This is a genomic window from Pseudomonadota bacterium, assembly GCA_013285445.1.
In the GTDB taxonomy this organism is placed as follows: domain Bacteria; phylum Pseudomonadota; class Gammaproteobacteria; order Xanthomonadales; family Wenzhouxiangellaceae; genus Wenzhouxiangella.
This window is the reverse complement of sequence record CP053448.1, coordinates 2,018,968-2,039,530: the sequence shown is the minus strand read 5'-3', so window position 1 is coordinate 2,039,530 and position 20,563 is coordinate 2,018,968. Positions and strand designations below refer to the sequence as shown.

General features: G+C 62.6%; 20 protein-coding genes. 10 read left to right on the top strand and 10 right to left on the bottom strand.

Annotated elements, in window-relative coordinates:
- Positions 1-2: 2 nt before the first annotated feature.
- Entirely contained in the window at positions 3-905 is a 903-nt protein-coding gene (locus HND55_09260) for a LysR family transcriptional regulator (protein QKK04056.1), read from the bottom strand.
- Between the two features lie 663 nt (positions 906-1,568).
- On the opposite strand from HND55_09260, the gene HND55_09255 reads away from it, so the two are divergent.
- The 3 genes from HND55_09255 (at position 1,569) to HND55_09245 (ending at position 3,253) form a co-directional block, all read left to right on the top strand.
- Positions 1,569-2,108 carry a peroxiredoxin gene (locus HND55_09255; protein ID QKK02816.1) on the top strand — a complete coding sequence of 180 codons (540 nt, stop codon included), beginning with the start codon at positions 1,569-1,571 and terminating at the stop codon, positions 2,106-2,108.
- An 89-nt stretch (positions 2,109-2,197) separates the two neighbouring features.
- On the top strand, positions 2,198-2,755 hold the full coding sequence (locus HND55_09250; protein QKK02815.1) for an alkyl hydroperoxide reductase: 558 nt from the start codon (positions 2,198-2,200) through the stop codon (positions 2,753-2,755).
- A 105-nt stretch (positions 2,756-2,860) separates the two neighbouring features.
- A complete protein-coding gene (locus HND55_09245) occupies positions 2,861-3,253 on the top strand; it encodes an acyl-CoA thioesterase (GenBank protein ID QKK02814.1) in 393 nt (130 codons plus the stop codon).
- Here the strand turns inward: HND55_09245 and HND55_09240 are convergent.
- On the bottom strand, positions 3,240-4,346 hold the full coding sequence (locus HND55_09240) for a hypothetical protein (GenBank protein ID QKK02813.1): 1,107 nt from the start codon (positions 4,344-4,346) through the stop codon (positions 3,240-3,242). The two genes, HND55_09245 and HND55_09240, sit on opposite strands and share 14 nt — an antisense overlap.
- Positions 4,347-4,472: 126 nt before the next feature.
- On the opposite strand from HND55_09240, the gene HND55_09235 reads away from it, so the two are divergent.
- From HND55_09235 to HND55_09225, 3 genes are read left to right on the top strand one after another with little or no spacing between them, the layout of a single operon-like run.
- Complete coding sequence (locus HND55_09235; protein ID QKK02812.1) at positions 4,473-5,483, top strand: tryptophan--tRNA ligase; 1,011 nt, start codon at positions 4,473-4,475, stop codon at positions 5,481-5,483.
- Positions 5,480-6,208, top strand: a complete 729-nt coding sequence (locus HND55_09230) for a fumarylacetoacetate hydrolase family protein (GenBank protein QKK02811.1) — start codon at positions 5,480-5,482, stop codon at positions 6,206-6,208. The genes HND55_09235 and HND55_09230 overlap by 4 nt, the downstream gene beginning before the upstream one ends.
- Positions 6,198-6,485, top strand: coding sequence for a hypothetical protein (locus tag HND55_09225; GenBank protein ID QKK02810.1), 288 nt, complete (start codon positions 6,198-6,200; stop codon positions 6,483-6,485). The genes HND55_09230 and HND55_09225 overlap by 11 nt, the downstream gene beginning before the upstream one ends.
- Before the next feature lie 213 nt (positions 6,486-6,698).
- Here the strand turns inward: HND55_09225 and HND55_09220 are convergent, their stop codons facing one another.
- The 6 genes from HND55_09220 to pdhA all read right to left on the bottom strand — a co-directional run bounded on the left by HND55_09220 (position 6,699) and on the right by pdhA (position 12,435).
- The gene (locus HND55_09220) at positions 6,699-7,247 is read right to left on the bottom strand and encodes an Hsp20/alpha crystallin family protein (protein QKK02809.1); all 549 of its coding nucleotides are present in this window, start codon (positions 7,245-7,247) and stop codon (positions 6,699-6,701) included.
- Positions 7,248-7,399: 152 nt separating this feature from the next.
- The gene (rimK, locus tag HND55_09215; GenBank protein ID QKK02808.1) at positions 7,400-8,305 is read right to left on the bottom strand and encodes a 30S ribosomal protein S6--L-glutamate ligase; all 906 of its coding nucleotides are present in this window, start codon (positions 8,303-8,305) and stop codon (positions 7,400-7,402) included.
- Positions 8,306-8,340: 35 nt separating this feature from the next.
- Positions 8,341-8,790: an ATP-dependent zinc protease gene (locus HND55_09210; protein QKK02807.1), complete on the bottom strand. Its 450-nt coding sequence runs from the start codon at positions 8,788-8,790 to the stop codon at positions 8,341-8,343.
- 98 nt (positions 8,791-8,888) lie between these two features.
- Positions 8,889-10,358 (bottom strand): 2-oxo acid dehydrogenase subunit E2, encoded by a 1,470-nt coding sequence (locus tag HND55_09205; protein QKK02806.1) that lies wholly within the window; start codon positions 10,356-10,358, stop codon positions 8,889-8,891.
- On the bottom strand, positions 10,355-11,335 hold the full coding sequence (locus HND55_09200) for an alpha-ketoacid dehydrogenase subunit beta (protein ID QKK02805.1): 981 nt from the start codon (positions 11,333-11,335) through the stop codon (positions 10,355-10,357). The genes HND55_09205 and HND55_09200 overlap by 4 nt, the downstream gene beginning before the upstream one ends.
- Positions 11,335-12,435 (bottom strand): pyruvate dehydrogenase (acetyl-transferring) E1 component subunit alpha, encoded by a 1,101-nt coding sequence (gene pdhA / locus HND55_09195; GenBank protein ID QKK02804.1) that lies wholly within the window; start codon positions 12,433-12,435, stop codon positions 11,335-11,337. Before pdhA ends, HND55_09200 begins: the two co-directional genes overlap by 1 nt.
- Before the next feature lie 201 nt (positions 12,436-12,636).
- Between pdhA and HND55_09190 the strand changes: the two genes are divergently transcribed.
- From HND55_09190 to HND55_09180, 3 genes are all read left to right on the top strand, one after another.
- The gene (locus tag HND55_09190; protein QKK02803.1) at positions 12,637-15,495 is read left to right on the top strand and encodes a penicillin acylase family protein; all 2,859 of its coding nucleotides are present in this window, start codon (positions 12,637-12,639) and stop codon (positions 15,493-15,495) included.
- 149 nt (positions 15,496-15,644) lie between these two features.
- A complete protein-coding gene (locus HND55_09185) occupies positions 15,645-16,100 on the top strand; it encodes a hypothetical protein (GenBank protein ID QKK02802.1) in 456 nt (151 codons plus the stop codon).
- A 69-nt stretch (positions 16,101-16,169) separates the two neighbouring features.
- Positions 16,170-17,660, top strand: coding sequence for a wax ester/triacylglycerol synthase family O-acyltransferase (locus HND55_09180; protein QKK02801.1), 1,491 nt, complete (start codon positions 16,170-16,172; stop codon positions 17,658-17,660).
- A 73-nt stretch (positions 17,661-17,733) separates the two neighbouring features.
- On the opposite strand, the gene HND55_09175 is transcribed toward HND55_09180, so the two are convergent.
- On the bottom strand, positions 17,734-18,510 hold the full coding sequence (locus HND55_09175) for a hypothetical protein (protein ID QKK02800.1): 777 nt from the start codon (positions 18,508-18,510) through the stop codon (positions 17,734-17,736).
- A gap of 26 nt (positions 18,511-18,536) precedes the next feature.
- On the opposite strand from HND55_09175, the gene HND55_09170 reads away from it, so the two are divergent.
- Entirely contained in the window at positions 18,537-19,181 is a 645-nt protein-coding gene (locus HND55_09170; protein ID QKK02799.1) for a phasin family protein, read from the top strand.
- Positions 19,182-19,325: 144 nt separating this feature from the next.
- Here HND55_09170 and HND55_09165 read toward each other — a convergent pair whose 3' ends face one another.
- Positions 19,326-20,438 (bottom strand): AI-2E family transporter, encoded by a 1,113-nt coding sequence (locus HND55_09165; GenBank protein ID QKK02798.1) that lies wholly within the window; start codon positions 20,436-20,438, stop codon positions 19,326-19,328.
- Positions 20,439-20,563: the final 125 nt, after the last annotated feature.

Genomic DNA, 20,563 nt, shown 5'->3' with positions numbered 1-20,563 from the left:
CTTCAGGGCGTGAGCAGGTCCGGATCGATTCGGCCGAAGTAATCGGCCAGCTCTTCCAGAAATGCGCTCAGCGCAGAGCTCTTGCGCCAGACCATGGCAATCGTGCGCTTCGGACCCGGGGCGCGGAACGGCCGGATGACGACATTCTCGGTATGGGCCACCGGTGGTTTGACGGCCAGGGTTGGCATCAGCGTAATGCCAGTATTTGCGGCAACCATCTGGCGGAGGGTTTCCATGCTGGTGGCGTGAAAGTCCAGTCTTTCGTGGGCGCCGGCCAGCTGGCACACCTCCAGCGCCTGGTCGCGCAGGCAGTGTCCGTCTTCAAGCAGCAGCAGTTCCTGGTCTTCGAGGTGCTCGAGCGTGATTTCGCGCTGTCCGTTGAGCGGATGGTTCTCGGGCATGGCCAGAACAAACGGCTCCTCGAACAGAACCCGCTGCTCCAGGCTGTCGTCGCCAACCGGCAGTGCGAGCAGGCCGGCGTCGAGCCGTCCTTCGGCCAGCATGGCCAGCACGTCCCCGGTCTTTTCCTCGAAAAGGCGCAAGGTCAGGCGCGGAAAGGCACGGCGTATCTGTGGCACGACGTGCGGCAGCAGGTAGGGTGCCAGAGTCGGGAAGATGCCGATGCGCACGGTGCCGCTGTGCGGATCACGAGCGCGCATGGCGGTTGCGCGGATGGCGTCGGTTTCGGCCAGGATGATCCGTGCCCGGGCAACGATTTCTTCGCCCACCGGCGTGAGCATGACCTGTCGTGGATGGCGCTCGACCAGCTGTACGTCCAGCGTTTCCTCCAGTTTGCGGATCTGGGTGCTCAGCGTGGGCTGGCTGACATGGCAGCGTTCTGCGGCACGACTGAAATGACGGGTTTCGGCGAGCGTAACCAGGTACTGCAGCGCGCGGATATTCATTGAAGCAGATGGCATTGAACGAACGCTGGATTGTTGAGTGTCATGGGCTTCATGTCAACGGTCCGGGCTGACGCGCGGCAGGCGTGTTGCTTCTGACTGGCGTCCAAATGAGCAGCCGGAAGCGGTTTGGCTGCGCGGTGTCCCGGTACAGCCGACCGTGCTCGAGCCCGGTGAGAATCTGATCTGTTCAGCCAGTTACACCGGCTATTGCATAAATTCTCGGCGCCGGACCGCTACGTTGCCCGGTATAGAAGCGTTTCCGGGCCGCGTGCTGGATGATAGTGGTATTAGCCGTACCTGCCATACCTGTGCCGGTCATGGCACCATTTGGGCTGGTGCTGATGACGCTCTTGATAGGCCTGGCTGGCCTGGGCAGGGCCGGCCGAAACAGTCTGACCGGCTAATGCCGTGAGTGAGCCCGCACGCCGGGCTCACATGACAATCCCGGCCGATGCTGTGTTGGCAGGCCGGCGGCCGTAAGGGGGTACAGGCGAAAGACGCTTGCTTGCAAGTTATACGCCTATCAATAGGCGAAGCCTATTGAAATAATCAAAATAATCAATTGGATATATACCATCATTGTCGCTATCTTATCTACCGAGAGGCGCATCGCCGGTGCGCCGGAAACGTGAAAGCATTAACGTTTACAAGGAGATCAATAACATGCTGACGATTGGTGACAAGTTCCCGAACTACAAACTGAAAGCCACGGTGGGCACCGACATCGAAACGGCCTTTACCGATATTGACAACAATACCTACGAAGGCAAGTGGCAGCTGGTGTTTTTCTACCCCAAGGATTTCACCTTTGTTTGTCCGACCGAAATCAAGGCGTTCAGCGATCTCGCCGACGAGTTTGCCGATCGTGACTGCCAGGTATTGGCCGCCAGCACCGACACCGAGTTCGTGCATCTGGCCTGGCGTCAGCATCACGACGACCTGAAGGACCTCAGGATTCCGATGCTGGCCGATGTCAAGCGCGAACTGAGCTCGGCGCTGGGCATCCTGCACCCGGATGAAGGTGTTGCGACCCGGGCGACCTTTCTGGTCGATCCGCAGGGCATCATCCGCCATGTTTCGGTAACCGACATGAATGTCGGCCGCAATCCCAAGGAAGTGCTGCGAGTTCTCGATGCGCTCCAGACCGACGAACTTTGCCCGTGCAACTGGGAGCCGGGTCAGGACACGCTTCAGGCGGCCTGATCGGTCACGCGCAGGGCACACGGCCCGTCACGGCGGAGGCAGTATCGCCTCCGCCGCTGTTTGAATGAATGCACCCGGGAGTTTCCCTTATGAGTATCGAATCGATCAAGCATCGCATTCCCGACTACGCCAGGGATTTGCGTATCAACCTCGGCAACGTGCTGGATCCGGAACGGGCCGAGGGCATGACAACAGAGCAGCTCTACGCGACGGCCCTGGCCACTGCAATCGCCAGCCGCAACAGTGAGCTGGTGGCTTCACTTGAAGCAGCTGCTGCCGAAGTGCTCGATGAGTCATGGCTCAATGCGGCGCGGGCGGCTGCCGCCATCATGGGGATGAACAACATCTATTACCGCTTCATCCACCTGGCCTCGAACGAGGAGTACGCCAGGATGCCCGCGCGTTTGCGCATGAACGTGATCGGCAATCCCGGCATCGACAAGGCAGACTTCGAACTGCTGTCGCTCGCGGTTTCAGCCGTCAACGGCTGTGGCATGTGCATCGACAGCCATGAAAAGGTGCTCAAGAACGCCGGCGTCGGTAGCGCCGTGATCCAGCACGCGGTGCGCATTGCCTCGGTCATGCACGCCGTGGCCACGGTCCTCGACGCCGAGCAGGCGAGCGCGGCCGCCAGGGCCGCTGCCTGATAGAACCGACCTGTGGTTGCACCCCGGGATCCGATTGAGCCCCGTCATTGCGCGGGGTTTTTTTGGAGCCGGCATGTGTGTTGCTGACCTCGTATACTTGCCTCCATGGACGAACAGGCCCATCGAGTCGAACGGTCGCGCACCCGCATCACCAAGCTGGTGTTTCCGCAGGACACCAATCCCATTGGCACGCTCTATGGGGGCACGGCACTGCAGTGGATGGATGAGGTGGCCTTTCTGACCGCCACGCGATTCGCCCGCTGTCAGGTCGTGACGGTTTCCATGGATCGGGTCGACTTCAAGGTCCCCATCCCGCAGGGCGCGATCGTGGAGCTGGTGGGCGAGGTCGTCAGGGTGGGCCGTACCTCGCTGGGTGTGCGCGTCCAGATTCTGGTTGAAGCCGTTGAGTCCGGTGCCCAGAAACTTGCGATCGAGGGCCACCTGGCCATGGTCGCCGTCGATGATGTAATGGAGCCGATACCGGTCATTCGCGACTGAGTGTTTCCAGGCGTTCGATTGTTGCGGCAAGGTCGGCCTCCATCGCATCGCCGCGAGCCAGCAGGTCGCCACCGACAAGAATAGCGGCCTGGCTGCCGAGTTCTTGCAGCGCCTGCGGCAGATGATCGAGCGTTTTGCCGCCGCCGATGCAAGGCAGGGTTGGGCGCATGCTTCCAAGCGGCTGGGTCAGGGCGCGGCAGGAGTCTGTGCTGTCGTCCTGACGGGATTGGATGCGACCGCCGCTGCCGGGGAAAATGCTGATATCGGCGCCAGCCAGTCGTACCAGCGTGCCCAGCGCGACCGCAGTGCGGATGCCGTGATCAGCCGGTTCGGTCAGGCTGCCGGAGAACGCGGGGTGGGCCAGCCACATCAGTCCGTGGCGTCGGGCCGCGTTTGATGCGGTTTCCAGTCCCATCACCCAGGGGCACATCACGACGCCGGCAAGGCCGCGCTCGGCCACGACCTCCAGTTGTGCATCGAGCCAGTCGCCGCTGCCGGCCACATGCGGCAGATACAGGCATCGTCGTCCAGTAATATCAGCTGCTTTTTCAATCGATTGCGCGCATAAATTAATTCTGTTTGTAAATACGTCGAGCTCGCGCTCGACCAGGTTCTGGTCGTCTTTGAGCAGGTCGCCGCCGGCGCGCGCAAACCGCAGCGCGATGTCGGCCAGCCGCTGCGGTGGTGTTCCGCGCGGCTTGAGCACGCTCATCAGCAGTCCGCGGTCGTGAACGTCGATATATTCACGAATCCCCGGGATGCCGCCTCGCGGCCCGCCCAGCTCGTCGAGCAGCGTGCGAGGCAGTTCAACATCAACCAAACGAATACGCGGGTAGAACGACACGTTGCCCCATAACAGATGCACGAGTTGCCCAAGCTGCCCGCTGGCCAGCTCGGCGGGGTAGCCGATCCGCATCGACCAACGCCCTGCAGCCAGCTCGGTGACGTCGAGCACCCGGCCAAGATAGCGCTGTGAAATCGCCGGCGAAATCAGCTCGCGCGGGGTTTCAAGACTCTGTTCCCGGGCGATGTGTTCGGCCAGCACCTCCGGATCACGCTGCGGTCGGGTGGCGATGTAGGTGGCCTTGATCACGAGAAAAACGCCTGTTGTTTGAAGTAGGTTTCGGATTGGCGACGAATGGCGACGGGAAATCGCGCAGCCTTGCAGCCCATCACGGGTAAAATAACGGCTTTTGCAGCCACGGGAAACACCAGCCGGATGACCGACAAGGCACGAGTATTGACCGGGATCACCACGACGGGTACGCCGCATCTGGGCAACTATGTTGGCGCCATCAAGCCGGCCATTGCCGCCAGCCGTGATCCACAGACCGATTCGTTCTACTTTCTGGCTGATTATCATGCCCTGGTCAAGTGTGAAGCTCCCGACCGCGTTCGGCGCTCGACTCTGGAAATTGCCGCAACCTGGCTGGCGCTGGGACTGGATACGGAACGCTCGGTGTTCTATCGCCAGTCCGATATACCGGAAATCGCGGAGCTGACCTGGCTGCTGACCTGCGTGACCGCCAAGGGTCTGATGAACCGGGCGCATGCCTACAAGGCCGCGGTTGACGAAAACCTGCAGGCGGCGGAGGACCCGGATTTGGGCATTTCCATGGGTTTGTTCTGCTACCCGGTGCTGATGGCGGCCGATATCCTGATGTTCAACGCGCATCGGGTTCCGGTCGGCCGTGACCAGCTCCAGCACCTGGAAATGGCGCGTGATATTGCCCAGCGCTTCAACCACCGCTACGGCGAGCAATTTGTTCTGCCCGAGGCGCAGATCGACGAGCATGTCGCCACGCTGCCGGGCACCGACGGGCGAAAGATGTCGAAAAGCTACGACAACACCATTCCGCTGTGGCTGTCCGGAAGGCAGCTCCGGAAGGCGATCATGAAGATCAAGACCAATTCGCAGGAGCCTGGTGAGCCCAAGGATCCGGATTCAGCCGCTGTGTTCGCGGTCTACGCCGCGTTTGCCACGCCGGAGCAGCGCGACGCGATGCGCCGGGCCTTTGCCGATGGCATCGCCTGGGGAGAGGTCAAGCAGCAGCTGTTTGAGTTGGTCGATGCGGAGCTCGCCAGTGCGCGAGAACGCTACGACGCTCTGATCAACAATCCCGAACAGGTCGAGCAAGCGCTCGAATGTGGCGCCGAGCGGGCAAGGGAAATCAGCCAGCCATTCATCGCCAGACTGCGCGAGGCGGTTGGTATCCGGGCGCTGGGATGAGTTTGCAGACGGTGCAATGGCAGCCGCCGACCCTGGCGGTTACCGATGGCAGCCTGTTTCCCGCGCGCCACGTCTGGTGCGTGGGCCGAAACTATGTTGAGCACGCGCGCGAGATGGGTGCCGAACCGGGCGAGCCGGTGTTCTTTTCAAAGCCGGCTCAGGCCCTGGTGCAGCGTGACGAGATCGCCTTTCCTCCGGATACCGGTGTCTTGCATCACGAAGTGGAGATGGTTGCCGTTGTCGGGCGCGGCGGACGGAATCTTTCGCCCGGGCAGGCGGCGCGAGCCGTGTTCGGCTATGCCGTGGGCGTCGATCTGACCCGACGCGACGTCCAGTCCCGGGCCAAGCAGGCGGGACACCCCTGGGAGATGAGCAAGGGATTCGATCAATCTGCGCCGATTGCTTCCCTGGTGCGGGCCGATTGCTGGCAGCCAAAGCCCGGTTGCCGCATCACTCTGGCCGTCAACGGTCGGCTGCACCAGCAAGCCACACTGGGCGACATGATTTGGTCGACCGGAGCGCTGCTCAGCCGGCTTTCGCAGCAGGTAACGCTTTCGGCCGGAGACGTGATTTTTACCGGCACGCCGGCCGGTGTTTCCGCACTGCAAATCGGTGATCGGGTGCGCGCCGAAATTGACGGTCTGCCGGTGCTGACATTCAGCGTTGGCGATGACGCCCGGTGCAGCGCTGCCCCGTCCAAAGGAAACGAAACTGATGGTGATTGACCTGCTGATTCTGGCCCCGGTCGTGATCTTCCTGCTGTGGCTGTATGGCTACTCGGCTCCTTCCGGACGACCGACGCGCGATCGCTGGTTGGACCGGGCCACAGCAGCCGCTGCCGTTGTGGGCGGTGTGGGTACATTGCTTGGATTGCACGCGCTACTGGATGTCGACGGCCTGGCGCGCAACGTGATCGCGGTAGCGGCCGCCTATCTGGTTTTTCTGACGCTGCTCTCACTGGGCTGGCTGCGTCGCTGGTACGCTAGCCCGCATTCTTCATGAATTCACTCGCGCCCTAGCTTGCGCCTTGTCCGCACAGCGGCTCCCGAAGGGCCGCCGCACAAGCGCCGTGGGCGGCGTTGCACTCGCTTGAATTGGCGACAGCCAGTCCTGCGCTCGCGCGCAGAGATGTTCAGAGGCTCCTTAGGTCACACTCAGCCGCCGGCAAAAAATGGGGTGGCGGGAAGCCACCCCGGTAAGTCCAGACGGCCTTGGTCAGCTGCTCTTGATCTCGATGCGGCGTCCGCGGACGGATTCGATGTCCTTGCGACGCGGAATGGTGACCTCCAGTACGCCGTTGCTGAGCTCGGCGGAAATCTGATCGCTGTCGGCATCCGCCGGAAGGGTCAGCATCCGCTCGAACCGGCCGAAACGACGTTCGACCCGGTGATACTGGTTGTCATTGCCGGTCTTGACTTCGCGCTCCTTGCGGGCACGAATGACCAGAGCATCGTCGTCGACGCTCAGATCGACGCTGTCACGATCCACGCCGGGCAGCTCGACCGAGAGCTGATAGCTGTCTTCGGTTTCGAAGATATCGAGCTGGGGCTGCATGACCGCGGCCAGGCTGGCACCGCTGCCGCTCAGGGGCTGCGAAACCGACCAGCCGGTGTTGCCGAAAAAGCTGTCGAACAGCCGGTTCATCTCGTCGTGGATACGCGCAAACGGATCGTCGCGCAACGAGTCGCCGGTCAGGCCCGAAACCGTTGGCAGGGAACCGCGTCGGAACCATTGACTCGGCGTGGTCATTTGGGTCATTGCCATACGTGTCACCTCCTCAAGACAATCAGTTAATGAATTGAGAAAGACAGACGAACAACAATGTCGTCGGCAAGCACCCTTGTGCTTGCGGTAGGTAAGGTAGGGGCATACGACAGGATTTCAAGACCCCGATTCGGCCCCCCGGGATCCCGCCTTCACCCCTTCCCGCGGGTGCGGGTCTTGTTCTTCCTTGCGTTTTTTTCGAGAAAGCCGATGATCATGCCGGCGACATCCTTGCCGGTGGCCGTTTCGATTCCTTCCAGGCCCGGCGAGGAGTTGACTTCCATGACCAGCGGACCGTGATTGGAGCGCAGCAAATCAACGCCGGCCACGTTGAGGCCCATGATGCGAGCGGCTCGCGCCGCCGTCGAGCGCTCTTCAGGCGTGATCTTGATCAGCGAAGCCGTGCCTCCCCGGTGCAGATTGGACCGGAATTCGCCCGGCTTGGCCTGCCGCTTGATGGCTGCCACCACCTTTTCTCCCACCACGAAGCAGCGGATATCGGCACCGCCGGCCTCCTTGATGTATTCCTGCACCATGATGGAAACATCCAGTCCCATGAAGGCCTCCAGCACGCTCTCGGCGGCCTTGCGCGTCTCGCACAGCACAACCCCAATGCCCTGTGTGCCTTCGAGCAGCTTGACGACCAGCGGCGCACCGCCCACCATTTCGATGACGTCGCCGATATCGTCCGGAGCGCGGGCGAACCCGGTGACCGGCAGACCGATCCCGCGGCGCGCGAGCAGCTGCAGCGAGCGCAGCTTGTCGCGCGAGCGGGTAACCGCCACCGATTCGTTGAGCGGAAAGGTTCCCATCATCTCGAACTGACGCAGCACCGCGGTTCCGTAGAAGGTGATCGAGGAGCCAATGCGCGGAATCACGGCGTCGAACGGCTCGAGCTGCTGACCCCTGAAGTGCATGGTGGGGCGATGCGAGGCGATGTTCATGTAGCAGCGCAATGTATCGACGACCTGGACGTCATGGCCGCGCTCAATGGCCGCGTCGTACAGCCGACGGGTCGAATAGATGCGGCGGCTGCGTGAGAGTATGGCGATGCGCATGGTCGGCGAGCCCCTCAGGAATGAGTTTTGATCGTTTACAGGCGCGGCTTGCCCTGCAGAAATGTGCGCGCCGGGTAGACCAGGGCGTGGTTTTCCATTGCCGTGCGACCCAGCAGCATGCGATAGCGCATTTTCTCACGATTGGTCAGGGTGATGTCCACATCCCAGCGCGAATGACCGATGACCAGAGGCGTGCGGATCGCGAAGCGCTCCTCCATCTCACCGGACGTGTTGCGTACGCGCCGAATGCGATGGAGGTCGGCCTCACAGCGCTGCCAGCGGTTGGGCTCAGGATGGCCCATGTGGACGTGAAAGACGACGCGATCGACGCCGTCGCGCTCAGTGCGCTCGATAATGCTGGCGTGCAGGGCGCAGGATCTGGCGCCCGTATCGACCCGCGCGCGCAGGCGGTCGATGCCCAGCTCGGGCAGCGCCACCCACTCGCAGGCACCGATGATCATATTGGGTGCGACGTGGCCCTTCATGCGGCTGGTTCAGAACCGGCAGCCAGAGTCCCGTCCCGGTCAGGAGGCAGATGCTCATGCCACACTCCGAACCCGGCCGCCAGGAACACCGGATGTTCCTACTCCGCCTGTGACAGGTCGTCGAGCATGGCCCGCAGAAAACGCGCTGCCTCGCCGCCGGTGACCGTCCGGTGGTCGAAGGTCAGCGACAGCGGAATCATGCGATGCACCTCGATGCCGCCGAGAACCGGGACCACTTCATGGCGCACCACGCCGGCGGCCACAATGGCCACGCACGGCGGGTTGATGATGGGCGTGGCGTAGCGGCCCGCAAATACACCGAAGTTCGACAGCATGATGGTGTAGTCCTTGAGGTCCTCCGGCGGAATGCTGCGGTTTCTGACATTGTCCTTGAGGCGATTAATTTCTGCGCGCACGTCCTCGCGCGAGCCCTTGTCAACGCCGCGCAGGCGGGCGACAAACAGTCCGTCCCCGGTATCGACCGCCATGCCCACATCCATACCCTTGTGAACCATGCGCATGTTTTGTTCATCGTCGAACCAGGCGTTGAGACCGGGTTCGGCGCGGGCGCCGGCTGCCAGGCTGCGCAGAAGCCGGTAGGTCACGTCCTCACCACTTCGCCAGGCCTGGATATCTGCATCATCCATCAGCGTGGTCGGTACCACGCGTGCATGGGACTCGCTCATTGCGCGTGCCATGGTGCGGCGCGTTCCACGCAGTGGCTGCCAGTCACCATCTGCGGCAGATGGCGCGGGCGTAGCGGTCCCGGAATCCTCCCGGCTGGCGCTGCGCGCCGGTGACTCGGCGGAAGCGGCGGACGAGGCAGCTTGCTCGTTGCCTCTCGGCTCGGGCCCGGATCCGGCCTGCTGGGACGGGGCCGCCTGGCGCACGTCCGCCGCGGTGACTACTCCGTCGGCACCGCTTGGCTCGACCCGGGTCAGATCAACGCGCAACTTGCGCGCGAGTGCGCGAACTGCTGGCGTGACCTTGACGCCGCCGATTTGGCTGGTGCGCTCGGTCAGGACTTCACCGCTGCTCTGGACGCTGCCGACCACGGTGCCCGAGTCGCTTTCGTCCTTCTCTTCGCCAGGCTCGGGACTTTCGTCTTCATCGTGGAGATGCGGCTGAGGCTCCTGGGCGGCGCTTGTTTCCTGCTGTTCCGAAGCAGACTCGGCCGGGGTGTCGATGTCGCGGTCAAAATCGCCGTCGTCAATTTCGATTTCCTCGAAGTCGGGTTCATCCTGCGAGTCGGCACCAGGCGCGCTTTCGCGTTCGTCTGATGTCGCCTGTTCTGCAGCGCTATCCTCGGCCTCGGCCGGCTCGTCGGCTTCGCCGGCGACCTCGAATTCAGCCAGTGGTGCGCCGGTCTGGATCACGTCGCCCGGGCCGCCGTGGAACTTGACAACGCGGCCCTCGAACGGGCTGGGTACCTCGACGACAGCCTTGGCCGTTTCCATCGAGACCAGCGGTTGATCGATGTCGACTTCGTCACCTTCGGACACCAGCCATTCCACTATTTCGGCATCGGGCAGCCCTTCGCCGAGATCGGGCAGATTGAAAACTTTCATGAAACCTCCAGGACCTGTTGGGCCGCGTCGACGATACGCTTGACGCTGGGCATATACTTCATCTCGTTACGGTAGAGCGGCATGACAACATCGTAGCCGCAGACGCGCTTGACCGGTGCGTGCAGATTCCAGATGCCGATGTCGGCCAGGCTGGCGGCGATCTCGGCTGCCAGACCGCAGTGTCGGGGTGCTTCCTGGACGATCACGCAGCGTCCGGTCCGTTCGACGGATTCGACGATCGTGTCCATGTCGAGGGGTTTGACCGTGGCCACATCGATGACTTCTACGCTGATGCCTTCGCCCTCGAGCTGGTCGGCGGCGGCCAGCGTTTCCTTGACCATGGCCCCCCAGGTGACCAGGGTCAGATCACTGCCGTCGCGCAAGGTATAGCACACATCCAATGGCAGTTCTTCGCCGTCGTCGGCGACTTCTTCCTTCTGCCAGCGGTAGATGCGTTTGGGTTCCATGAAGATGACCGGATCCGGGTCGCGAATGGCGGCCAGCAGCAGGCCGTAGGCCCGCGACGGCGAGGACGGGATGACCACCCGCAAACCCGGAATGTGGCCAAACAGGGTCTCGGGGCTTTCGGAGTGCAGCTCCGGTGCGTGGATGCCGCCGCCGGACGGGAAGCGCAGCACCATCGGGCACGACAGGCGTCCGCGGGTTCGGTTGCGCATACGGCTGGCGTGACAGAAGATATGGTCCAGCATCGGGATGGAAAAGCCACAGAACTGCGCTTCGGCAACCGGCTTCATGCCGTGTGCGGCCATACCGACGCTCATGCCGGCGATCATGACTTCAGCCAGCGGCGTGTCGATAACGCGTTCATCGCCGAAGCGTTCGTGCAGTCCGGCTGTGGCTCGAAACACGCCACCGTTGACGCCCACATCCTCGCCCAGCACGACGACGGCAGGGTCATCCTGCATGGCACGGGCCAGGGCCATGGTCACGCCTTCAATCAGAGTAATCGCCGCCATCAGTGATGCCCTCCGTCGTCGGCGTAGCGCTCGGCCAGCGCGCGCTGTTCCACCAGGTCATGGGGCAGCTGCTCGAACATGTGATCGAACATGGCCGTGACCGGCTGGGGATCATTCTCGATGATGTCGAAGTACTCGTCGGCGGCCTGCTGGACCCATTCCTTACATTCGACGTTCAGTGCCTCCTCCTTCTGGTCGTCCCAGGCGCCCTGGTTGATCAGGTAAGCCCTGAGGCGTTTGATCGGCTCGTTGTCCCAGGCCTGTTCGACTTCCTCGGCCGGCCGGTAGCGGCGGGCGTCGTCGGCGGTGGTGTGATCACCGAGCCGGTAGGTCAACATCTCGATCACGAATGCGCCCTTGCCCTGGCGTGCTGCGTTGACGGCCTTTTCCATGGCCCAGACGCAGGCAATCAGGTCGTTGCCGTCGACCTGGATGCTGGGCAGGCCGCCGGCGATGCCTTTCTGGGCCAGGGTGCTGGCCTTGTTCTGCTTGCTGCGCGGCACCGAAATGGCCCACTGATTATTGACAATGACCAGGACCAGCGGCAGCTTCCAGGCGCTGCCGGCGTTGATCGCCTCGAGAAAATCGCCTTTGGACGAGCCGCCATCGCCGACTATGGCGACCGCGACCCGGGTTTCCTTGCGCAGCTTGAACGCCATGGCGGCGCCCGCGGCGTGCAGGCACTGGGTGGCGATCGGCACGCACCAGGCAAAGTCGTGTCGCGGGATTTCGAAGTCATTGCCGCGTTCGTCCCCGCCCCAGTACAGCAGCACGTCGGTCAGCTTGACGCCGCGATAGAACTGGGCACCGTATTCACGGTAGGACGGCGCCAGGCAGTCCTCGTCCTTCATGGCGGCCCCGACGGCAATATGCGCAGCCTCATGACCCAGACTCGAGGCGTAGGTGCCGATCTTGCCGGTGCGCTGCAGCGTGATCGCTTTTTTGTCAAAAGTTCGGGTCAGCACCATGAGCTTGTAGAGTTCCACCAGCCGCTTGAGATCGCGCGCCAGCGCGGGAATCTGCTGGTCGTGAACCAGGGTTCCATCGGGCTTGAGAAACTGGAAATAATCGACCTTGAATGCGGCGACCGTGCGCGCCATGATGACTCCTCTTGATGATTGTGCCGGCAGCCGGAGTGCCAGGCCGGCCATTTTGAACCGGGGGCGTATTATAAGCGCAGCTTTGGCTCCGGTTAAACTCGTGCGAATCCTGTCCGGAGGCGCGCAGGTGGCGGACTTGATGTCAAGGCCGGTTTCTGTGCCATAATCGTGCATTCTGCAAAACTCTCGGGGACTCCAAGCATGAAAACAATCGCTACTCTGATCGCCGGGCTGGCTCTGGCTGTGAGCGCCCAGGCGCAAACCATTCAGGTGCCGGGCATCTCCGGCGAGGTGACCGTCTATACCGACTCCAACGGCATTCCGACCATCGTCGGAGAAACCGAAACCGACGTGAATTTCGTGCGTGGCTTCCTGCACGCCCGGGATCGGTTGTTCCAGATGGATTATCTGCGCCGGGTCGCATCCGGCACGCTGGCCGAGTTGCTTGGGCCGGCCGCACTGGCAAGTGACGTACAGCTGCGCACCCTTGGCCTGCGCCGCGGTGCGCTGGCCACCTGGGTGAATCTGGGTAGCGACGAAAAGGGCTGGGCCAAGGCCTATGCCGATGGCGTCAATGCCGCCATTGCGGCCGCCGAGGCCGCTGGCCAGCTGCCCCCGGAGTACGGTGTGCTCGAGCTGACGACGGTCGAGCCGTGGTCGCCGGTCGATTCCCTGGTGCTCGGCAAACTTCTCGCGTTCCAGCTGTCTTTCGACTCGGGCGTGGTTGACCGAACGATTCGCCTGGCGACCTACCAGGGCGTGGGCGAGGTCGTCGGCTTTGACGGTGTCGCGCTGTTTTTCGAGGATCTTTCGCGCAGCCAGCCCGAAGACGGTCGGGTGACCGTACCGGATTTCTTCGAGCGAGTCGGGATCATCCCGGTTCCCGGTGATGCCGCCTCGGTTGAAGCTGGCCATGCGCCAAAGGCATCGACCGGGTCGTCGGCCTGGAACAATCTCCCGCAGCTCGAGCCGAATGTCGTGGACAGCCTGAGCGACTACATGGAGCGGGTGCGCGATCTCCCGTTGCTGGGTTCGACTATCGGCAACGCCACCAACCGCGCCGGCAGCAACTGGTGGGTGGTGTCCGGTGAGCACACCGCCAACGGCTACCCGCTGATGGCCAATGATCCGCATCTGAGCCTCGACATGCCCGCCCTGTTCACCAATGAGAATATCGTCATTCGCGACGAGGGCCGGGTGGTCAGCGGCATCACGCTGCCCGGCACACCACTGACGCTGCTCGGCTGCAACCTGCATATCTGCTGGGGGCTGACCAATCACAACATCGATGTCACCGACTACTTTCAGGAAGACCTGCTGGTCAACGGCTACGGCCTGCCCACCCATACGCTGTTCGACGGTGAGCCCGAGCCGGTGCTCTACGCCTTCCAGAGCTATTTCGTCAACCAGATCGGTAACGAGGAAGCCAATTCGGTCGTGCGCGCCAACGTTGGCTACGACGCCGGCGGCATCACCTTCCTGGTGCCGCGCCGCAACAATGGCCCCATCGTGGCGCAGCCCGACGCCACTTCGGCGATCTCGGTGCAGTACGCCGGCTGGGGGCCGACCTTCGAACTATCGACGCTGCGCGGCTTCGAGCGGGCACGGAATATCGATGAATTCCAGGCGGCGATCGGCAACTGGACTTTTGGCTCGCAGAACGTCGTTTACGCCGATGTAGAAGGCAATATCGCCTATTTCACCACCGGTGCCGTGCCGCTGCGCGAGGATCTGCAGAGCCTGGAGGTCTCCGGTGGCGTGCCGCCGTTTTTGCTTCGCGACGGGACTGGCGCACTTGACCACGAATGGCTGCCGGCCGACGAGAACTCGCCGCGTGGATTCCCGTTCGCCGCGCTGCCGCGCTCGGAGATGCCGCACGTCATCAATCCGGAGTCGGGCTATATCGCCAACGGCAACAACGATCCGGTTGGAACGACCCTGGACAACAATCCGCTCAACCAGCTTCGGCCCGGCGGCAACGGCATCTATTACCTCAATCCGTCCTATTCGCCGCTGCGCATAGCGCGGATCGACCGGGTCCTGCAGGATCTGATCGCGCGAGGTGATATCACCGTCGACGACATGAAGGCGCTGCAGGCCAATAATCAGCTGTTCGACGCCGAGCTGCTGGTGCCGTTTCTGCTTGAAGCCTTCGAGAATGCAATGGCCGAAGGGGCCTGGCCGGGGATGGCCCAGTTTGCCGCCAGCCCGGCCATTCAGGGTGCCATGGGCTACCTGGCCGACTGGGACTTCTCGACTCCGACCGGTCTGACCGAGGGCTGGGATCCCGGTAAACCCGCCGGGGTCGACCCGACCCCCGAACAGGTGGCGAACTCGGTGGCGGCCACGATCTATGCGGCCTGGCGCGGCCAGGTCATCGCCAACACCATTGATGGCACGCTGGAAGCGCTGCAGCTTGGCGATCAGCGGCCCGGTTCGGCCGATGTCATTCGCGCGCTGCATCATCTGCTGGCCAACTTCGACAGCCTGCAGGGCTTCGGGGTTTCGGGCGTGCCGTTTTTCAATGTCGATGGTGCTCCTGACATGGCGTCAGCCCGCGATACCATTCTGCTGGCCAGCCTCGCTGGTGCGCTGGAGCGGCTGGCCGGCGACGAGTTCGCGCCGGCGTTCGGTCACTCGACCGATCTGAGCGACTATCGCTGGGGCAAGCTCCATCGCATTGTGTTCGCACACCCGCTGGGCGCCGATCCGTTCAACGTGCCCAACGGCGGCGGACTGTCCGACCTGGGCGAGGGTCTGCCCGGCGTCGCCCGCGCCGGTGGCTACCAGACCGTCGACGCGGCCTCGCACGGCGTGCGCGCCGACGGGCTCAATGACTTCATGTTCGGAGCGGGTCCGGCCCGTCGAACGGTTGCCGAGATGACGCCAGGCAAGCCCAATGTCGCCGAGATCCTTCCCGGCGGCCGCAGCGGAGTTCTGGTCAGCCCGTTCTACACCAACCAGCTGATGCGCTGGCTGGCCAACGACTATCTGCCCTTGGGCTTCGGTGAAGACGATGCCGAAGGTCTGGCCGTCAGCGTGGTGACTTTCACCCCCTGAATGCCCATGACCGCAGACACAGCGCCCGCCGATCCCCGGCGGGCGCTTTGCGTTTTTGGTGCCGGCAGTCTCCCGGTATCGGGGGAAGTGCTTGAAACCGGATGCGGTGGCTGCCATCTCTGACAGCAGTCTTCGCTTATGGAATGCACATGATCAACCTCCTGGATCGGTTCGGCCTGGCCCATACCCAGGTCACTCGGCTGCACGGGGAGCTGGCCGAGATCGTCGGCCCCGGTCAGACCTTCAGCGCCAAGGTTGAGCTCAAGCTGACGCCGCGTGAGATGGCCTACGAGGGGGACATGCCGCGCTACCAGGTCACGGCACACATGATGTGCCGGGGCAGCCGCGAGGCCGAACACGCCGACCAGCCATTGTTCACCATCGAGCTGGTCCTGCAGACGGTCTATCAGCAGTTCGATGGCGAAGCGATGCCGTTCAAGACCTTCAGCGAGAATCACGGCAGCCTGACGCGACAGCTCTATCCGTTGATTCATCATCAGCTCCAGCCGGTGTTCAAGCAGTTTGGCCTCGAGCAGGTCAAGCTGCCCTACGATCTGGCCGGCAATGCCGCGCCGGAGGCCGGCGACCATCGACAGGTTCACTGACGGGGTTCGGCGCGGCTGAAGTGCCATTGAATTGACCGATGCCGTGGCGCGTGAAAGAATCCAGCCTGAATGCAACGAGGGAACCGACTGGTGACCAGCCCGCGGCGTGAGCCAATCTCCAAGGTCGACCTGGCCTGGCTGCGAATGGAGCAGCCGAGTAACCTGATGATGATCACCGGTGTGATGGTGCTGGATGAATCGATTGATTTCGGGTGCTTCAGGGACATCATTCTCAATCGGTTCCTGGCCTTCAGGCGATTCCGGCAAAAGGCGGTCGAAAGCGCACGTGGCTGTTGGTGGGAAAACGACGAGTACTTCGAGTCCAGCGCGCACATCCTGCGCACGGCGCTGCCCGGCGATGCCGGCAAGGCCGAGCTGGAGGCTTTTGTCTCCCAGCTGGCGTCCACACCACTCGACAAGACCAAGCCGCTGTGGCAGTTCCATCTGGTCGAGAACTATGTCGAGGGGCCGGCCATCATCACGCGCATACACCATTGCTATGCTGACGGTATCGCGCTCGTCCAGGTGCTGCTGTCGCTTACGGAAACAGAGCGCGAGAAGTCCCTGAGGCTGGTCAGCCCGGAGCGCTGGAAGAAGCGCAGGGCCGAGGAGTCTAATATTTTTCGCCGGCTCATGGCTCCGGCCCGTGAAGGTATCGATGCGGTGCAGCACCTCAGCCAGAAGCTGCTGGCCGAAACGAGCACTCTCCTGCGCGAACCTCAGCAGGCCAGCGAGTATGTCGGCAGCGCCACGGAAATTCTGGCCGAATTGGCCAATGCACTGCTGCTCAGCGACGATCCACCCTCGCGTTTCAAGGGTTCACTCGGCGTGCGCAAGAACGTGGCCTGGGCCGAACCGCTGGATCTTGCGGAAGTCAAGGCGGTCGGCCGGGCGCTCGGCTGCACCGTTAACGACGTGCTGATCGCGGTCATGACCGGTGCCCTGCATCGCTATCTGGTGGCCTGTGGTGACGATCCGTCGCCGGTCAGCATGCGCGCCACCGTGCCCGTCAACCTGCGTCCGCTGGAGCATGCCCAGGAGCTGGGCAACCACTTCGGTCTGGTGTTTCTGGAACTGCCGGTGGCCGAGCACAATCCGCTTGCGCGACTTTATCAGGTCTCGGATTTCATGTATGAGCTCAAGCACTCCAAGCAGGCGGTCATGTCGCTGGGTTTGCTCGGGCTTCTTGGGATGGGTCCGGCGGCAATTCAGAAACCGGCACTTGAAATGTTCAGCCGCAAGGCGTCCACCGTGCTGACCAACGTACCCGGCCCGCAACAGCCGCTCTACCTGGCCGGCGCCCGCATTCGCGAGATGATGTTCTGGGTTCCCCAGACCGGCTCGGTCGGGATGGGGATCAGCATCATCAGCTACTGCGGTCACGTCTACTGTGGGCTGATCACCGACGACCGGCGAGTGCCCGATCCTGAAGCCGTGATGGAGTACGTGTCCGTCGAGTTCGAAAACCTGCTGCATCTGACGCTGCTGCTGGGTCCGCAGGAAGGGCGCGTCCCGGCCGAAGCGGCAGAAACCGTCCACGAGTGGATCGACGCGCTATAGACCCCAACGTTGGGCTCGAGTCTGGAGTCCATTGGGTCTCAAGTGCCCCGTTGCGGGGCTGCAGCCTCAGTTTCTAAAGAGAGTTTCTGGCGTATTCCATGTCCAGTTTCTGCATCGCATCGATCGGCTCGATGGCGGCGGCACGTTCGTAGGCGGCGTTCGACTCATCAAGGCGCTTGTCGCCGAACAACAGGTACAGGCCATTGCCATATTCGATATGGGCAATCGGCGCCTCCGGCGTGAGTTCGAGGGCTCGCTCGAAGTGTTCCATGGCGCGATCGGCGCTTGCGCCGTAGGTCATTCGACCGACCATCTTGCCGACCTTGTCGATAATTTCGGCGTGGTAGAGCCCCATTGCGGTATGCGCCTCGGCATGCTCGGGCGCCAGCTGCAGCGCCGTTTCCAGTGACTGGCGAACACGCCCGCCAATGCCCTGGGCCAGAGCTTTGGCCACGGAAATGCTCTGGCTGTAGCGCCCCAGCAGGAAGGCGCGGAAGTAGTGGGCATTGGCGTCGTCAGGAAACTCGGCGATGGCCGCCTCGGCACGCTCGATGCCTTGGCGATAGATTTCGATCTTGATCGCTTCGTCTTCTTCCAGGTAGTCGGCGTAGATTCCACTGGCCTTGTTGGCCACCGCGTGTCCGGCAGCTCCAAGCGTTTCGGCCTGCTCAACCGCAGCGGCAAAGTTGCCGGCGTGAAAGTGTCGCCAGGCACCGAGCAAGGCCTCATTGTCGGGCAGCGGTTCGGTATCGCCACGATGCAGGTCGGGCCAGGCCGCGGCCAGCCGGCTCCCGGCATAGGTGAAGGGCTTGTTGTCGTGCGGGAAGTTCGCCCAGCTTGCTGTATCCATCGTTTAGTGTGACCACTCTAGAACACATGCGTATCTTAACCCTCGAAGTCACACAAACACAGTCCGCAGCAGCGGCAAGGAGATTCGCCATTATGGCCAAGAAAACCGCCAAGAAGAAAACCGCCAAGAAAAAGGTCGCCAAGAAGAAGGTGACCCGCACAACCGCCGCCCGCAAGACGGCCACCAATCAGGCACAGGAATACGCGCACGAGATCTGGCTGGCTGGTCTGGGTGCATTTGCGCTGGCCCAGCAGGAAGGCGAGAAGTTCATCTCTCAGGGGCGCAAGAGTGTCGATGACGCTGGCCGCAAGCTGGTGGGCGAAAGCACCCGCTTGTTCGAGCGCCTGGTCAGCGAGGGCAGCAAGCTCGAAGGCAAGGGGCGCAAGTTCGCCAGCGACACCGTCGGTGGCGTGCGTGAGGACGTGGAAAGCCGCGTTGGTAAAGTCCGGGAGACCGCCCAGACCAACTGGGACAAGCTCGAGAAGGTGTTCGAGCAGCGCGTGGCCCGGGCGCTGTCGCGTCTCGGCGTGCCCACCTCGGAGGAGATCAGCAAGCTGAGTGACCGCGTGGCGGAACTCAACAAGCGCGTGCGCGAGCTGTCCGAACAGCAGAAGAAGTCCACGACGACGACGCGCAAGTCGCCGGCCAAGAGTGAATCAACCGCCTCCTGAGGGCGGTCAGGCCGGCTGACTCAGACTACCCCGAAGCAGCCCGGGCTTTCTCCCTCGGCCCGATTCCGGCTGCAATCGCTTGACCCGGACTCCGTTCCGGGTCTTTTTTGTGCGCCGGAGGCGTCGTGCCTGGCGTCATCCGGGCTACGACTGCTCCTGGTCGCCTTCCTGCTGGTAGAGCCGGCTGTTCTTGTAGCTTTGGTAGAAGAACCGCACCAGTACGGTGCCGGCTGCGGCAACCGGCAGGGCAAGCAGGATCCCGGTAAATCCGAACAGCTGACCGCCGGCCATGACCATGAATATGACCAGCACCGGGTGCAGGCCGATTCGGTCACCGACCAGCTTGGGCGTGAGCAGCAGGCTTTCGATGGTCTGGCCGATCACGAATACCGCGGCGACCGAGAGCAGAAACATGATGCTGAAGTCCTGGATGACGGCAGTGACGCCGGCCAGGAGTATGCCGATAATGGCTCCGAGGTAGGGCACGAAACTGACCAGGCCGGCAATCATGCCGATGGCAAAGGCGTTGTTCAGTCCCACGATCCACAGCCCGACGCCGTATATGAGGCCGAGGCTGATCATGACCAGGACCTGGCCGCGCAAGAAGCCGCCCAGTGCCTCATCGCACTGCGAGATCAGCCGAACGACGGTGGGTTCGACGTTACGCGGGAGCATGTCGCGCAGGGCTTCCATCAGGCGATTCCAGTCGCGCATCAGGTAGAAGGCGACCAGCGGCACCAGCACCATTCCGGTCAGCCAGACAATGAATCGGCCACCGGAACGAGTCATGGTGGTCAGCACGTTGCCGGCTGCGCTGGTGATATTGTGGAAGTACTCCTGGATCAGGCTGGTTGCGCGTTCGGCATCGAAGGTCTCCAGGTCCAGCCGAATATCCAGCCGGTCTTCGACCCAGGGCAGAACCGTTTCCTGCAGGGCCTGGAAGTAGCCCGGCAGGCGACCGAACAGCTCGGCGACTTCGCGAATCAGCACGGGAACGATGATCAGGAGTGCAACGGCCAGCAGCACAAAGGCCAGCACGAACACCAGCGCAACGGCGAGATCGCGACGGATGTGAAGGCGTTCCATCCATTCAACAACCGGGTTGGCGATATAGGCCAGCAGAATACTGATGAAAAAGGGTGTCAGGACCGGGCCGAGTAGCCAGATCAGCCAACCGGTCACCAGCAGCCCGCCCAGAAACCACAAGATCTGCGTACGGGAGATGTGCGGGAAACGCTCCGGTTGTGGGTCGGTCATGTCAGAGTACCTGGGTCGGGCGCAATGTGGTGGAAAACGCCGGCAATAGTCGCAGGGACGGTGAGCGGATGCAAGTCAGCCGATCAGCGCCTGCGGGTGCGTATAATCAGGCGTCCCGTCCAACT